This is a genomic window from Methylobacterium dankookense (genome assembly GCF_902141855.1).
Classification (GTDB): domain Bacteria; phylum Pseudomonadota; class Alphaproteobacteria; order Rhizobiales; family Beijerinckiaceae; genus Methylobacterium; species Methylobacterium dankookense.
Genome location: NZ_CABFVH010000006.1, coordinates 122,296 through 136,292 on the forward strand (window position 1 = coordinate 122,296; position 13,997 = coordinate 136,292).

The 13,997-nt window shown below is 70.2% G+C and carries 14 protein-coding genes; 7 read left to right on the forward strand and 7 right to left on the reverse strand.

The annotated features are described in order from the left end of the window. Positions 1 to 116 precede the first annotated feature (116 nt). Positions 117 to 827 carry a sulfate transporter family protein gene (locus MTDSW087_RS07485; protein WP_144762380.1) on the forward strand — a complete coding sequence of 237 codons (711 nt, stop codon included), beginning with the start codon at positions 117 to 119 and terminating at the stop codon, positions 825 to 827. A gap of 17 nt (positions 828 to 844) precedes the next feature. Here the strand turns inward: MTDSW087_RS07485 and MTDSW087_RS07490 are convergent, their stop codons facing one another. Further along, entirely contained in the window at positions 845 to 1,450 is a 606-nt protein-coding gene (locus tag MTDSW087_RS07490) for an NnrU family protein (protein ID WP_144762383.1), read from the reverse strand. A gap of 220 nt (positions 1,451 to 1,670) precedes the next feature. On the opposite strand from MTDSW087_RS07490, the gene MTDSW087_RS07495 reads away from it, so the two are divergent. The 6 genes from MTDSW087_RS07495 (at position 1,671) to MTDSW087_RS07520 (ending at position 7,131) form a co-directional block, all read left to right on the forward strand. Then, positions 1,671 to 2,855, forward strand: coding sequence for a hypothetical protein (locus tag MTDSW087_RS07495; RefSeq protein ID WP_144762386.1), 1,185 nt, complete (start codon positions 1,671 to 1,673; stop codon positions 2,853 to 2,855). 108 nt (positions 2,856 to 2,963) lie between these two features. After that, on the forward strand, positions 2,964 to 3,275 hold the full coding sequence (locus tag MTDSW087_RS07500; protein ID WP_144762389.1) for a cupin domain-containing protein: 312 nt from the start codon (positions 2,964 to 2,966) through the stop codon (positions 3,273 to 3,275). 167 nt (positions 3,276 to 3,442) lie between these two features. Further along, complete coding sequence (glyA, locus tag MTDSW087_RS07505; protein ID WP_144762392.1) at positions 3,443 to 4,747, forward strand: serine hydroxymethyltransferase; 1,305 nt, start codon at positions 3,443 to 3,445, stop codon at positions 4,745 to 4,747. A gap of 111 nt (positions 4,748 to 4,858) precedes the next feature. Continuing rightward, positions 4,859 to 5,389: a transcriptional regulator NrdR gene (gene nrdR, locus MTDSW087_RS07510; protein ID WP_144762396.1), complete on the forward strand. Its 531-nt coding sequence runs from the start codon at positions 4,859 to 4,861 to the stop codon at positions 5,387 to 5,389. Positions 5,390 to 5,403: 14 nt separating this feature from the next. Next, the gene (gene ribD / locus MTDSW087_RS07515; RefSeq protein WP_144762649.1) at positions 5,404 to 6,495 is read left to right on the forward strand and encodes a bifunctional diaminohydroxyphosphoribosylaminopyrimidine deaminase/5-amino-6-(5-phosphoribosylamino)uracil reductase RibD; all 1,092 of its coding nucleotides are present in this window, start codon (positions 5,404 to 5,406) and stop codon (positions 6,493 to 6,495) included. After that, positions 6,496 to 7,131: a riboflavin synthase gene (locus tag MTDSW087_RS07520; RefSeq protein WP_144762398.1), complete on the forward strand. Its 636-nt coding sequence runs from the start codon at positions 6,496 to 6,498 to the stop codon at positions 7,129 to 7,131. A 7-nt stretch (positions 7,132 to 7,138) separates the two neighbouring features. On the opposite strand, the gene MTDSW087_RS07525 is transcribed toward MTDSW087_RS07520, so the two are convergent. The 6 genes from MTDSW087_RS07525 to MTDSW087_RS07550 all read right to left on the reverse strand — a co-directional run bounded on the left by MTDSW087_RS07525 (position 7,139) and on the right by MTDSW087_RS07550 (position 13,972). After that, a complete protein-coding gene (locus MTDSW087_RS07525) occupies positions 7,139 to 7,567 on the reverse strand; it encodes a PaaI family thioesterase (RefSeq protein ID WP_144762401.1) in 429 nt (142 codons plus the stop codon). Positions 7,568 to 7,621: 54 nt separating this feature from the next. Beyond that, positions 7,622 to 9,193, reverse strand: coding sequence for a SpoVR family protein (locus tag MTDSW087_RS07530; protein ID WP_144762404.1), 1,572 nt, complete (start codon positions 9,191 to 9,193; stop codon positions 7,622 to 7,624). Between the two features lie 137 nt (positions 9,194 to 9,330). Next, positions 9,331 to 10,626, reverse strand: coding sequence for a YeaH/YhbH family protein (locus MTDSW087_RS07535; protein WP_144762407.1), 1,296 nt, complete (start codon positions 10,624 to 10,626; stop codon positions 9,331 to 9,333). Between the two features lie 102 nt (positions 10,627 to 10,728). After that, positions 10,729 to 12,681: a PrkA family serine protein kinase gene (locus MTDSW087_RS07540; RefSeq protein ID WP_144762410.1), complete on the reverse strand. Its 1,953-nt coding sequence runs from the start codon at positions 12,679 to 12,681 to the stop codon at positions 10,729 to 10,731. A 293-nt stretch (positions 12,682 to 12,974) separates the two neighbouring features. Beyond that, positions 12,975 to 13,448 (reverse strand): Ig-like domain-containing protein, encoded by a 474-nt coding sequence (locus MTDSW087_RS07545; RefSeq protein WP_144762413.1) that lies wholly within the window; start codon positions 13,446 to 13,448, stop codon positions 12,975 to 12,977. A 104-nt stretch (positions 13,449 to 13,552) separates the two neighbouring features. Further along, positions 13,553 to 13,972 (reverse strand): hypothetical protein, encoded by a 420-nt coding sequence (locus MTDSW087_RS07550; protein ID WP_144762416.1) that lies wholly within the window; start codon positions 13,970 to 13,972, stop codon positions 13,553 to 13,555. Between the last annotated feature and the right edge of the window lie 25 nt (positions 13,973 to 13,997).

The following is a 13,997-nucleotide window of genomic DNA, read 5'->3' on the forward strand; positions in this document are numbered from 1 at the left end:
GGCAGGGGGCGGAAAGTGCGCGGGGATTTGCGCGGGCCCGCGCCGTCCAGAACCTTGCGGCGGCCCGCCGCCGACGCCACACATCCGCCGGGCGCCGCGGCGCGAGGAGCCACCCGATGCTGATCCAGTCCGCCTTCTCGGCCCTGCGGCAGACCTTCTCGCCGCCTCTGCGCGCCATTCTGTGGAAGTCGCTCGGCCTCACCTTCGGGCTGCTCGTGCTGGTCTGGTTCGGGCTCACCCGCCTGATCCAGTGGTTCCAGGCGAGCCACCACATCTCGGACCAGTACCCGTTCCTCGACAGCCTGGCCTTCTTCTTGGCGGGGTTCGGGCTTGTCGTGGCGCTCGCCTACGTGATGCCCGCGGTCTCGATCCTGGTGGCGGGCTTCTTCCTCGACGACGCGGCCGAGATCGTGGAGCGCACCGACTTCCCGGCCGAGCCGGTCGGCCGGGCGCTGCCCTGGGGCACGGCGCTGCTCTACGCCCTGCGCTTCGCCGGGCTGACGCTGCTCGTGAATATCGGCGCGCTGATCATCTTCTTCGTGCCGGTGATCGGCATCGCCGCCTTCTTCGCGGCCAACGCCTATCTCCTGTCGCGGGAGTATTTCGAGATGGCCGCCGCCCGCTACCGGCCCCTGGCCGAGGCGGCCGAGATGCGGCGCACGCATTCGTCGACGACGCTGGCGGCCGGCTGCCTGCTCGCCGGGATGATGGTGGTGCCGGTGCTCAACCTCGTCACGCCGCTCTTCGGCATCGCCCTGATGGTGCACCTGCACAAGCGGCTCGCCGGCCGCCTCCCGGCGCCCGCGCCGCTGCCCTGCCTGCGCTGAGCGAGCGGGCCCAGCCCTCAGGCCTGTCCCGGCCAGACGGGCACGCCGATCAGCAGCGGGTGCAGGTAGCGCGCGAAGACGAACCATGCGGCGAGGCCGATCACCACGGCCAGGATGTCGTTGCGCCCGCCGGACGGCGCGGCCTGACCGCCGTGCTGCTGCGCCACGGCGCCCGCCGGCACGGCCCGGCGCTTCACGCTGATGCGGTCCACCACCGCCCAGGCGAGGAAGGCGGCGAACAGGACGATCGAGCCGAGATCGCCGTTCGCCAGGAGATGCGCGGTCGCCCAGATCTTCACCGCGAGCAGCATCGGGTGCTTGGCGAAGGCCCGGATCCGGCCCGGCAGGTAGGCCGAGGCCATCACGATGAAGGCGAGGAGCACGAGGAGGAGGGCGAGGTGCTTCGTGAAGACCGGCGGATCCCAGACCGGGACGTAGCCCGTGGCCCGGTAATGCCCGTAGCCGACCACGATCAGCACGAGGCCGAGCACCGAGGCCAGCGTGTAGCCGAGCTTGTACTTCGCCTCGCCGACCTGCCCGATCACGGCCGCGCGCCGCTCGCGCGCCATGGAGAAGGAATGCGTGCCGAGGAACAGCACGAGGCCGAGGATCATGATGAGCATGGAAACCCGACTCCGGGCGCGCGCCTGTGGAGAGGCGGCGCCGGACAGGGCCCGCTCAAGCTCCCTGTAACGGTTCTGAACAGAGTCTGTCGGGCGTGTCCAGAGCGCGCCCCGCCGAAGTGGATGCCGGTTCGGCGTCAGGGAGCGCGAAAGATCGAAGGCAGCCGCTCGCCGCAGGCGCGTGATTCCCCGCGTGATCCACGGCAAAGAAGGATTTCCGATGCGTCTGCGCGCCGTCCGCCTCGGCCTCGCCCTCGCGGGCGCCGCGTTCCCGGCCGCGGCCGCGCAGGAGCCGCCGCTCTCGAGCCTCACCCTGGTCGGGCCGCCGACCCTGGTGTTCAAGGCGGGCCGCGACGCCTGCGACGGCGCGGACGTGCCCGACGCCCCGGCCCGCGCCTTCCGCGACGCCTCGGGCGCGGTCGCCCTGTTCGGCATGCACTACCGCAACCGCGCCCTGCGGGGGCCGGACCTGGAGCACCTGAAGCTCGACTGCGCGGTGGTCCTCGAGTCCGGCGAGAAGGCGGATCCCGCCCTCTACGACGACCGCTCCTGGATCACCGCCACCTGGACCGAGGACGGGCGCGCCGTCGCGGCCCTCGTCCACCACGAGTACCAGGCCAACGAGCATCCGGGCCGCTGCCGCTCGGCGGTCTACATGGAGTGCTGGTACAACACGATCACCGCCGCCGCCTCGGCGGATGGTGGGCGCAGCTTCACCCGCGCGAGCCCGCCCCGCGTGGTGGCGGGGCCGCCCTTCACCCAGGAGGTGGACCAGGGCCGGCACCGGGGCTTCTTCAACCCCTCGAACATCGTCGGCGAAGGGCCCTGGCGCTACTTCCTGGCCTCGACCACCGGCTGGCAGCGCCCGGGCAGCGATCAGGAGGCCGGGATCTGCCTGTTCCGCAGCGACCGGCCGGCCGACCCGGCGAGCTGGCGCGCCTGGACAGGTGCCGGCTTCACCGCCGCCTTCCCCGACCCTTACCTGAAGGGCGGCAAGCCCGCGACCTGCCGCCCGGTCGGCCCCTTCCCCGGCCCGGTCGGGGCGGTGGTGCGCCACCGCGGCACCGGCGTCTTCATCGCGGTGTTCATGGCCAAGGCCGGGACCGGCGCGCCGGGCGACTTCCCGCGCTCCGGCTTCTACTGGACGACCTCGCGCGACCTCTTCGCCTGGGACAGGCCGCGCCTGCTCATGGAAGGGGCGACGCTCTACGACGACCCCTGCGCGGCGCCGGGCGGCCTCATCGCCTATCCCGCGCTCCTCGATCCCGGCGCGGCCGGCCGCAATTTCGACGATGCCGGCGAGCGGGCGCTCCTCACCTACGCGACGCTGCGGACCGAGGGCTGCACCGTCACCTCCGATCGCGACCTCGTGCGCCGCCCGGTGGCGATCACGGTCTGGCCCTGAAGGGGGGACCGCGCGGCAAACCGGCACGGCTGTCGCCGGCCTCCGTTGACGGTAGGGCGACCGCCTGCATCTCTCCCGCTCGGACAACCCGATCCGAGGCGCGACGCCATGACCGACCACCTGATCGCCTGGAGCGAGCGCGACGAGACCGTGGCGCCGAGCGGCGTCGCCAGGCGCAGCATCGCCGGGGCCGGTGCGAGCCTCGTCCACATCACCATCCCCGCCGGCACCGAGGCGGCGCGACACAGCCACCCGCACGAGCAGTTCGTGCAGGTGGTCTCGGGTTCGGGCATGCTGGAGACCGAGCAGGGCCGGCAGCCCTTCGCGGCCGGCCACGTCTTCCACTTCCCGGCCGGCGCCTGGCACGCCGCGACCTTCGAGACCGAGACGGTGCTGATCGAGACCAACCTCCCGGGCTGACGCGTTCTTGGTAGCCGGCCGTCAATTTTTTTGACGGCAGCCGAAAAATGCCTGTGCTTGGCCTCCTGCGGGGGGGCGTGTAGTACTCTCGCGTTTGAACGCCCGCCCGTGTACGCCGACGGACGACGGGGTCACCTGCCCGGACTTTCAAGAACAGAGGCATTCCCATGAGCGCCGGTACCGCCGCCGACAAGCACTTCTCGAGCACCTTCTTCTCCGCGCCCCTGTCGGAGGCGGACCCCGAGATCGCCCGCGCCGTCGAGCAGGAGCTCGGCCGGCAGCAGCATGAGATCGAGCTGATCGCCTCCGAGAACATCGTCTCGCGCGCGGTGCTCGAGGCCCAGGGCTCGGTGCTGACCAACAAGTACGCGGAGGGCTATCCGGGCCGCCGCTACTACGGTGGCTGCCAGTTCGTGGACATCGCCGAGAACCTCGCCATCGAGCGCGCCAAGCGCCTGTTCGATTGCGGCTTCGCCAACGTGCAGCCCAATTCCGGCTCCCAGGCCAACCAGGGCGTGTTCATGGCCCTGATGCAGCCCGGCGACACCTTCATGGGCCTCGACCTCGCCGCCGGCGGCCACCTCACCCACGGCGCGCCCCCGAACGTCTCGGGCAAGTGGTTCAAGCCCGTCTCCTACACCGTGCGCCGCGACGACCAGCGCATCGACATGGAGCAGGTCGAGCGCCTCGCCCACGAGCACAAGCCCAAGGTGATCATCGCCGGCGGCTCGGGCTATCCGCGCCACTGGGACTTCGCCAAGTTCCGTGAGATCGCCGATGCGGTCGGCGCCTACTTCTTCGTGGACATGGCCCATTTCGCGGGCCTCGTGGCGGCCGGCGTGCACCCGTCGCCGTTCCCCCACGCGCATGTCGCGACCACCACGACGCACAAGACCCTGCGCGGCCCCCGCGGCGGCATGATCCTGACGAACGACGAGGCGCTCGCCAAGAAGTTCAACTCGGCGATCTTCCCCGGCCTGCAGGGCGGCCCGCTGATGCACGTCATCGCCGGCAAGGCGGTGGCCTTCGGCGAGGCGCTGAAGCCCGAGTTCAAGATCTACGCCCGCCAGGTCATCGAGAACGCCAAGGCGCTCGCCGACACCCTGATCTCGGGCGGCTACGACATCACCTCGGGCGGCACCGACAACCACCTGATGCTGGTCGACCTGCAGCGGAAGGGCCTCACCGGCAAGGCGGCGGAAGCCGCGCTGTCGCGCGCCGACATCACCTGCAACAAGAACGGCGTGCCCTTCGACCCGCAGAAGCCGACCGTGACCTCGGGCATCCGCCTCGGCACCCCGGCCGGCACCTCGCGCGGCTTCGGCGTCGCCGAGTTCAAGCAGATCGGCGGCTTCATCGTCGAGGTGCTGGACGGCGTCGCGGCGAAGGGCGAGGCCGGCGACAGCGAGATCGAGGCCAGCGTCAAGAGCCGCGTCCACGCGCTCACCGACCGCTTCCCGATCTACGGCTGAGGCTCAGGCATGGCCGCCGCCCTTCCGGCGGTCGGCCCGAGAGGCTAGGACACGAGGCCGCGGATCCACGGATCCGCGGCCTCTCTCGTTTCACGGCACGAAGGACCGCCCATGCGGTGCCCCTATTGCGGCGGCTCGGATACCCAGGTGAAGGATTCGCGGCCCAGCGAGGACGGGGCGGCGATCCGCCGCCGCCGGGTCTGCCCGGACTGCGCCGGCCGCTTCACCACCTTCGAGCGGGTACAGCTGCGCGAGGTCACGGTGCTGAAGCGCTCGGGCAAGCGCGTGCCCTTCGATCGGGACAAGCTCCAGCGCTCGATCGACGTGGCGCTTCGAAAGCGCGCGGTCGACCCGGAGCGGGTCGAGCGCCTCGTCAGCGGCATCACGCGGCAGCTGGAGAGCAGCGGCGAGGCCGAGGTCAGCTCCGAGGCGATCGGCGAATTGGTGATGCAGGCGCTGAAGGGCCTCGACGACGTGGCCTATGTCCGCTTCGCCTCCGTCTACAAGAATTTCCGCGAGGCGCAGGACTTCAAGGACCTGCTCGGGACACTCGGCGCCGTGGCCGAGACGGAGTCCGAGACGGCCGAGGCGCCTGATTCCGACCCGCCCGCACGGCGCCCGTCCCGTCGGACGCAGCCGTGAGCGACGCCCGCTTCATGCGCCTGGCCCTGGCGCTCGGCCTGCGCCATCTCGGCCGGACCTGGCCGAACCCCTCGGTCGGCGCCGTGGTCGTGGCCGGGCCGCCGGGCGCGGAGCGCATCGTCGGCCAGGGCATCACCGCGCCGGGCGGGCGCCCGCACGGGGAGCCGCTGGCGCTCGCCGAGGCCGGCGCGGCGGCGCGCGGCGCCACCCTCTACGTGACGCTGGAGCCCTGCTCCCATCACGGCCGCACCCCGCCCTGCACCGACGCGATCGTCGCCGCCGGCATCGCCCGCGTCGTCAGCGCGATCGAGGATCCGGATCCGCGGGTCGCCGGCCGCGGCCATGCCCAGCTCCGCGCGGCCGGCATCGCGGTCGAGACCGGGTTGCTCGCCGAGGAGGCGCGACGCGACCATCTCGGCCACGTCACCCGCATCACGAAGGGGCGCCCGGCGGTCCATCTCAAGCTCGCCCGGACCCGCGACGGATTCGCCGCCGCCTCGGGCCCCGAGCGCCTGCGCATCACCGGGGCGGTCGCGGACGGGGCCGTGCATCTCTGGCGCGCCCATGCCGACGCGATCCTCGTCGGGATCGGCACGGCGCGGGCTGACGACCCCTCGCTCACCGTGCGCCTGCCGGGGCTGGCGAGCCGCTCGCCGCAGCGGGTGGTGCTCGATTCCCGCCTCATCCTGCAGCCGTCGAGCGTGCTGGTGCGGACCGCGCACGACGTCCCGACCCTGGTCCTCACCACCCGCGGCGCTCCGGCCCATGCCAAGCGCATGCTGGAGAGTCTCGGCGTCGAGGTGACGCGGGTCGCCGAGGATGGGCGCGGGCAGGTCGACCTCGCTGCGGCGCTCGCGGCGCTGGCCGAGCGCGGCCTGACGCGGGTCTGCAGCGAGGGCGGGCCGCACCTTGCGGACGCCCTGGCACGGGCCGATCTCATCGACCTGTGCACCCTGATCACCGGGCCCGACGCGCTCGGCCCGGCGGGCGGCCTGCCGGCCATGGGTCCGCATCTCGGCGAACTGATCGAGGGCGGTCACTTGCAGCCGGTCGCGGCGCGCGACCTCGGGCCCGATCGGGCCGTCACCTACGAGCGGGTACCTTAGATGTTCACCGGCCTCGTCAGCGATATCGGAACCGTGCTCTCCGTCGAGGGCGACGAGTCCCTGCGCCGCCTCACCATCCGCTGCGGCTATGATCCGGCCGGCATCGCGCTCGGCGCCTCTATCGCCTGTTCCGGCCCCTGCCTCACCGCGGTCTCGGCGGAGCCGGCCGAGGGCGGCGCCGTCTTCGCGGTGGATGCGGCGGCCGAGACGCTGGCCCGCACCACGGTCGGGCTCTGGCGGGCCGGCACGCGGATCAATCTCGAACGCTCGCTGAGGATCGGCGACGAGCTCGGCGGACACCTCGTCACCGGCCATGTGGACGGGCTCGCCGAGATCGTCTCGCGCGAGACCATCACCGATACCGAATCCTCCTGGGGGGCGAGCGAGCGCTTCACCCTGCGGGCGCCGAGCCACCTGTCGCCCTTCATCGCGGCCAAGGGCTCGGTCTGCCTCGACGGCACCTCGCTCACCGTCAACACGGTCGAGGGCGACCTGTTCTCGGTGCTGCTGATCCCGCACACGCTGGAGGTCACCACCTGGGGCGAGCGCCGCGAGGGCGACCGCCTGAATCTCGAAGTGGACCTGATCGCCCGCTACGCCGCGCGGCTCACCGAGGCGCGGGCGCAGGCCGGCTGATGGATCTTCAGCGCGGCGGGATCGAGTAGGTCCCCGTCGCGTGGCAGACGAGATCGTCGCTGCCCGCGGCCGTGATCAGCACCTCGCCCACCGCGAGCCGGCGGCCGAGCTTGAGCAGCCGGCATTCCGCCAGGAGATCGCCGGTTGCGGGCTTCCGCAGGAAGTTGAAATTCAGGCTCGTGGTCACGGCGAGGGCCACGGGGCCGATATTGGCGAGGATCGCCGCGTAGAGCGCGTAATCGGCGAGCGCCATCATGGCCGGGCCCGAGACCGTGGCGCCGGGCCTCAGGAAGCGCTCATGCGCCTCGAGCCGCATCCGCGCCGAGAGCGGGCCCACCGCCTCCAGATGGTAGGCGCGGCCCCCCGCCTGCATCTGCGGGAACTCGCGGTCGAGGAAATCCTGCGTCTCCGCGAGGGTCAGGGCCGTGCTGCTCATGGAGCCCATGCAGCACGGCCTTAGGCGGGGGACAAGGCGGGATCGGCGATCCGCTCAGAAGAAGATTGGCCGCGCGCTCGCCACGTGCTCGGCGAGCACCGTGCCGGTGGCCGGGTCGATCTCCTTGAGCACTGCGTCGTAGCCCCAGAGGTCGGCGAGGTGCTGCAGCACGCGGCCCGCATCCTCCTTCTGCAGGGTGATGCGGTTGAGCGCCTTGTGGTGCAGGATCAGCCGGCGGTCGCCTTCGAGGTCGACATCCACCACTTCGATATCCGGGTCGAGCCAGGCCACGTCGTACTGGCGGGCGAAGGAGCGGCGCATCTTGCGGTAGCCGCGCTCGTCGTGGATCGCCTCGACGCGCAGCTCCGGCTCGTCCGGATCGTCCACCACGTGGAACAGGCGCAGGTCCCGCATCAGCTTCGGCGAGAGGAACTGCGCGATGAAGCTCTCGTCGCGGTAGTTCTCCCAGACGTCGCGCAGCACCGCCATGGCGTCGCCCGTGCCCGCGATCTCGGGGAACCACGCACGGTCCTCCTGCGTCGGCTGCTTCACGATGCGCTGGATGTCCTGCATCATCGCGAAGCCGATCGCGTACGGGTTGTGGCCGCCATAGGAGCGGTCGTCGTAGTTCGGCTGCCGGATCACGTTGGTGTGCGACTGCAGGAACTCCAGATAGGCCGCCTCGCCGATCTGCCCCTTCTCGGAGAGCGCGTTCATGATGCGGTAGTGGACGTAGGTGGCGCAGCCCTCGTTCATCACCTTGGTCTGGCGCTGCGGGTAGAAGTACTGCGCCACGAGCCGCACGATGCGCAGGATCTCGCGCTGCCAGGGCCGCAGGCGCGGGGCGACCTTCTCCAGGAAGTAGAGGATGTTCTCCTGGGGCAGTTCGAGCAACGCCCGGCGCCGGTCGGCCGCCGCGTCCGTGCGCGCCGCGCCGGGCTTGTTCGGCAGGGTGCGCCAGAGGTCGTTATAGATCTGCTCGCCGTGCTCGATCCGCTCGCGCTCGCGCCGCTGCTCGGAGGCGAGGTCGGGCCGCTTCTTGCGGGGGTAGCGGTGCACGCCCTGGCTCATCAGAGCGTGGGCGGCGTCGAGCACCTGCTCCACCGCCTGCTGGCCATGGCGCTCCTCGCAGCGCGCGATGAAACCCTTGGCGAAGTCGAGATAGTCGAGGATGCCCTCCGCGTCGGTCCACTGCTTGAATAGATAGTTGTTCTTGAAGAAGTGGTTATGGCCGAAGGCAGCGTGCGCGATCACGAGCGTCTGCATCGTCGCCGTGTTCTCCTCCATCACGTAGGAGATGCACGGGTCCGAGTTGATGACGATCTCGTAGGCGAGGCCCATCAGGCCGCGGCGGTAGCTCGCCTCGTGCTGGGCGAAGTGCTTGCCGAAGGACCAGTGCTTGTAGAACAGCGGCATGCCGATCGAGGCGTAGGCGTCGAGCATCTGCTCGGCCGTGATGATCTCGATCTGGTTCGGGTACCAGGACAGGCCGAGCTCGGGCCCGGCGATGGCCTCGCAGGCGTCGTGGATGCGCCGGATCGTGTCGAAGTCCCAGTCGTTGCCCGTGAACAGGAGTTCGCCGGCCTTGACCGGCTGGATCCTCGGGCGGCTCAGGCTGGTCACCACGAAACCTCCTCCTCAACGCAGCACCCTCCCCCTTGCGGGGAGAGGTAGGGTGGGGGTGGTGCAGAAGGCACCGATGAGCCTCGTCCGGTGCCACCCCCACTTCCGGCTCCTCCCCGCAAGGGGGAGGAGAGACAGGCTCACGCCTCCGCTTTCGCGTCCTTGCGGCCGAACAGCTCGCGGAAGACGGGGTAGATCTCGCGGCGGTGGTTCACCTTGCGCATGGCGATCGGCCCGCCCGCCTTGGCGATGGCCTCGTAGGTGCGCCACAGGGTGGTGCGGTGCTCCACGAAGCCGGCGCGCGGCCCGTTCTCGTCGCCGACCTCGAGATAGGCGAAGTGCTGGCAGGCCGGCAGGATGTGGGTGCGCAGCAATTCCGTCGAGGTCGGGCCATCCGAGGAGACGTTGTCGCCATCCGAGGCCTGCGCCGCATAGATGTTCCAGTCGTCGGGCGAGTAGCGCTCGGAGATGATGCGCTTCATCTCGACGAGCGCCGAGGAGACCAGCGTGCCGCCGGTCTCGCGCGAGCCGAAGAAGGTCTCCTCGTCCACCTCGGTCGCCCGGTCGGTGTGGCGGATGAAGACGATCTCCACGTGGCGGTAGCGGCGCGTGAGGAAGATGTGGAGCAGGATGTAGAACCTCTTGGCGAGGTCCTTCATGTGCTCGGTCATCGAGCCCGAGACGTCCATCAGGCAGAACATCACGGCCTGGGCGATCGGGCGGGGATAGGGCTCGAAGCGGCGGAAGCGCAGGTCGATCGGATCGACATAGGGGATGCGCTTCGAGCGCTCGCGCAGCAATTCGAGCGAGGCCAGGAGGTCCGGCCGCTCGGGCGCGTCCTCGGGGAGCGTCTCGATCCGGGCCTCCAGCGCCGCCAGCTCATCGGGCTTAGGCCGCTTCAGGGCGATGCGGCGGGACATGGAATTGCGCAGCGTGCGCCCGAGGGCGAGGTTGGCGGGCGAGCCCGTCACCGTGTAGCCGGCCCGGCGCAGCCCTTCCGTCTCCACCACGGCGAGGCGCCTCTTCGCGAGGTCGGGCAGTTCGAGGTCCTCGAGGAAGAGTTCGAGGAACTCCTCGCGGGTCAGCACGAAGCGGAAGGCGTCCTCGCTGTTCTCGCCGCCCTCGCCCCCCTCGCCGGAGCCGCGGCCCCCGCCGCCGCCCGGCGGGCGCTCGATCGTGTCGCCCTCCACGTAGGTCTTGTTGCCGGGCAGGATGTGGTCCTGGAGGCCGGTGCCGGGCTGGCGGCTGAACCGGGGCTCGCGCACGCCGTCGGCCGGCACGGTGACGCGGCCGTCCTTGCCGAGGTCCTTGATGTCGCGCTCGCGGGCGGATTCGCGCACCGCGCGCTGGGCCACATCCTTGACCCGCCGCAGGAAGCGCTGCCGGTTGGGGAGGCTCTTGCCCCCGGGATTGAGCCGACGGTCGACGATGTGCATCCGGTGCCTGAACCCTCGTCCCGCTTCATGAGGCCGGCCATCATCGCCGGCCGGCCGCTCGAAACTGTGGCGGCGTGAGGGTGTGCCCCGGGCGGGGCCGCCTCACCCTGCCTGCTTCACCCGCATGTACCACTCCACCAGGCGGCGGACCTGCCGTTCGGTGTAGCCCCGGTCGACCATGCGATCCACGAACTCGCCGTGCTTCTTCTCGGTCTCGCCGTCCTTCTTGGAGCCGAAGGAGATGACCGGCAGCAGCTCCTCGACCTGGGAGAACATGCGCCGCTCGATGACCTCGCGGAGCTTCTCGTAGCTCGTCCAGTTCGGGTTGCGCCCGCCGTGCTGCGCCCGCGAGCGCAGGGCGAACTTCACGACCTCGTTGCGGAAGTCCTTCGGGTTGGCGATGCCGGCCGGCTTCTCGATCTTGGTCAGCTCCTGGTTGAGGAGCTCGCGGTTGAGGAGCTGGCCGGTCTCGGCATCCTTGAAGTCCTGGTCCTCGATCCAGGCGTCGGCGTAGTCGATGTAGCGGTCGAACAGGTTTTGCCCGTAATCGTGGTACGATTCGAGGTAGGCCTTCTGGATCTCGTGGCCGATGAACTCGGCGTAGCGCGGCGCGAGCTCCGTCTTGATGAACTCCAGATACCGCTTCTCGGTTTCAGGCGGCAGCTGCTCGCGGCGCAGCGCCTGCTCCAGCACGTACATCAGGTGCACGGGGTCGGCGGAGACCTCCGTGGTGTCGTGGTTGAAGGTCGCGGCCAGCACTTTGAAGGCGAAGCGGGTCGAGATCCCGTCCATGCCCTCGTCCACGCCGGCCGTGTCCTTGTACTCCTGCATCGAGCGGGCGCGGGGATCGACCTCGCGCAGGGACTCGCCGTCGTAGACCCGCATCTTCGAGAAGAGGTTCGAGTTGGCGTGTTCGCGCAGGCGCGAGAGCACCGAGAAGCGAGCCAGCATCTCGAGGGTCCCCGGCGCGCAGGCTGCGGTCGAGAGCTCCGAGCCGAGGATCAGCTTGTCGTAGATGCGCTGTTCCTCCGCGACCCGGAGGCAGTAGGGCACCTTGATCACGTAGATGCGGTCGATGAAGGCTTCGTTGTTCTTGTTGGTCTTGAACGACTGCCACTCGGCCTCGTTCGAGTGGGCGAGGATCACGCCCGTGAAGGGGATCGCGCCGATATTCTCGGTGCCGACATAGTTGCCCTCCTGCGTCGCGGTGAGCAGGGGGTGCAGCATCTTGATCGGCGCCTTGAACATCTCGACGAATTCGAGAATGCCCTGGTTCGCCCGGTTCAGGCCGCCCGAATAAGAGTAGGCGTCCGGATCGGCCTGGGAGAGGGTCTCAAGGCGGCGGATGTCGACCTTGCCGACGAGCGAGGAGATGTCCTGGTTGTTCTCGTCGCCGGGCTCGGTCTTGGCGATGGCGATCTGGCGCAGGCGCGAGGGCCGCACCTTGATCACCTTGAACTGCGAGATGTCGCCGTTGAACTCGTCCAGGCGCTTGAGGGCCCAGGGGCTCATCAGGCCGGTCAGGCGCCGGCGCGGGATGCCGTAGCGGCTGTGGATCTCGGCGCCCATGGTCTCGGGGTCGAACAGGCCGAGCGGGCTCTCGAAGACCGGCGAGACCTCGTTGCCGGCCTTGAGCACGTAGATGGGGTGGACCTCCATCAGGGCCTTCAGCCGCTCGGCGAGGGAGGACTTGCCGCCGCCCACGGGGCCGAGGAGGTAGAGGATCTGCTTGCGCTCCTCCAGCCCCTGCGCCGCGTGGCGGAAGAACGAGACGATCCGCTCGATCGTCTCCTCCATGCCGTAGAACTCGGCGAAGGCGGGGTAGGTGCGGATCGTCCGGTTCATGAAGATCCGGCCGAGGCGCGAATCCTTGGCGGTGTCGATGAACTCGGGCTTGCCGATGGCCTCCAGGATGCGCTCGGCCGCGGAAGCGTACATCAGCGGCTCGTCGCGGCAGGCCTCCAGATACTCGGAGAGCGTCATCTCCGTGTCGCGGCGCGCCTCGTAGCCTCTGGCGAAGCTCTGGAAAAGGTCGTTCGTCGCATGCATCGGCATTCGATAACCCTCTCAGACCACACGTAGCTTCATCCTGTCCCGGCTCGGATGCAACTGACAGGCCCGCATTTGTCGCAGTGCGACGAACGTGCGTCTGTCGCGTGTGGTCGTTGCAACACTCGGCCTTTCGGCAGGCACAATCAACAGGCGCCTGCCCGGCCCGCACCGGACATTTCTACCGAGGTCGCCCGTTCCCGGGCGGCCTCCCTGCGCATCCCGCCTCGCGGCCTGTGCGCTGCAAACGGCCCGCGCTGCGCCGCACGATGCATGGCCGGCAGTGCGGCAGGACCGCCCTAGAGGTCCGTCCCCTCCTTCTTCGCGTCGCCGCTCTTCCCGGCATCCTTGCCGGCATCCTTCGAGGCAGCCTCGACGGTGATCTTGATGTTCTGCGTCTGCACCTGCCCGTCGGCGTTCTTGATCTCGAAGGTCACCTCGTCGGCCCCCGTGAAGCCGGCCCTGGGCTGGTAGAACAGCGCCTGGACGCCAGCATCCTTGTTCGGGCAGCGGTAGCTCGCGGGCGTCTTCTGCTTGCCGGTCTTGGTGATCAGGGCGCCGTTCTTCGGCGCGCCCGAGACCTTGAACTCCGGCATCGGGCCGGTGGAGCAATCCTTCTTCAGGTTCGGGGCGATGGCGAGCCGAACGGTCTTGCCGGCGGCGACCGTCTCGCTCTTCGTGATCGTCGTCTGCGCGAGCGCAGGGGCCGCAGCGAGGCTGGCGGCCACGAGGCCCGCGGCGACGCGCGCGGCGATCGGGCTGGCGAAGGTCATGGATCGGCTCTCCCCTGTCATGGCCGGCGCTGCCTCGCGCCGGAGACCGGCATGTGGGGAGGCCGCCGCGACCCGTCGAGGGGACCGGCGCGGGGAGGGCGCGCCTATTCCTGCAGCGCCGCCGCCACCACGCCGGCCACCCGGGCGATCTGCTCGGGGGGCAACTCGCCCGCGAGCGCGGCGGCGAGGCGGACCTCGATCCGGGCGCGCTCGCCCGCATCGGCGAGGGGAGTGACCGGGATCTGCTCCTCCTTGAGGCGGCAGACCCGGCGGATGGTCTCGGCCGCCTGGAGCAGGGCCTCGCGGTCGGCCGGGCCCATCTCCCAGAGGGGGTTGCGCAGGCGGCTGATCACCCGGCGGGCATCCCGGTATTCCGGGTCGGCCAGGGTCGCGGCCTCGATCCGGCTTGCCAGGAAGACCAGTTCCAGCACCTCGCCCGCCGCCGCCGGACAGGTGCGGACGATCCGCATGAGGCGGCTCGTCAGTTCCTGGGTCGGCGTGAGCGAACGGGTGGCTTTGGGCATGCGGGCGTAAACGCGAGCGGTGCCC

Coding starts and splice junctions, on each gene's coding strand:
- MTDSW087_RS07485 (WP_144762380.1), top strand. CDS start 117: ATGCTGATCCAGTCCGCCTTCTCGGCCCTGCGGCAGACCTTCTCGCCG.
- MTDSW087_RS07490 (WP_144762383.1), bottom strand. CDS start 1,450: ATGCTCATCATGATCCTCGGCCTCGTGCTGTTCCTCGGCACGCATTCC.
- MTDSW087_RS07495 (WP_144762386.1), top strand. CDS start 1,671: ATGCGTCTGCGCGCCGTCCGCCTCGGCCTCGCCCTCGCGGGCGCCGCG.
- MTDSW087_RS07500 (WP_144762389.1), top strand. CDS start 2,964: ATGACCGACCACCTGATCGCCTGGAGCGAGCGCGACGAGACCGTGGCG.
- glyA (WP_144762392.1), top strand. CDS start 3,443: ATGAGCGCCGGTACCGCCGCCGACAAGCACTTCTCGAGCACCTTCTTC.
- nrdR (WP_144762396.1), top strand. CDS start 4,859: ATGCGGTGCCCCTATTGCGGCGGCTCGGATACCCAGGTGAAGGATTCG.
- ribD (WP_144762649.1), top strand. CDS start 5,404: ATGCGCCTGGCCCTGGCGCTCGGCCTGCGCCATCTCGGCCGGACCTGG.
- MTDSW087_RS07520 (WP_144762398.1), top strand. CDS start 6,496: ATGTTCACCGGCCTCGTCAGCGATATCGGAACCGTGCTCTCCGTCGAG.
- MTDSW087_RS07525 (WP_144762401.1), bottom strand. CDS start 7,567: ATGAGCAGCACGGCCCTGACCCTCGCGGAGACGCAGGATTTCCTCGAC.
- MTDSW087_RS07535 (WP_144762407.1), bottom strand. CDS start 10,626: ATGCACATCGTCGACCGTCGGCTCAATCCCGGGGGCAAGAGCCTCCCC.
- MTDSW087_RS07540 (WP_144762410.1), bottom strand. CDS start 12,681: ATGCCGATGCATGCGACGAACGACCTTTTCCAGAGCTTCGCCAGAGGC.
- MTDSW087_RS07545 (WP_144762413.1), bottom strand. CDS start 13,448: ATGACCTTCGCCAGCCCGATCGCCGCGCGCGTCGCCGCGGGCCTCGTG.
- MTDSW087_RS07550 (WP_144762416.1), bottom strand. CDS start 13,972: ATGCCCAAAGCCACCCGTTCGCTCACGCCGACCCAGGAACTGACGAGC.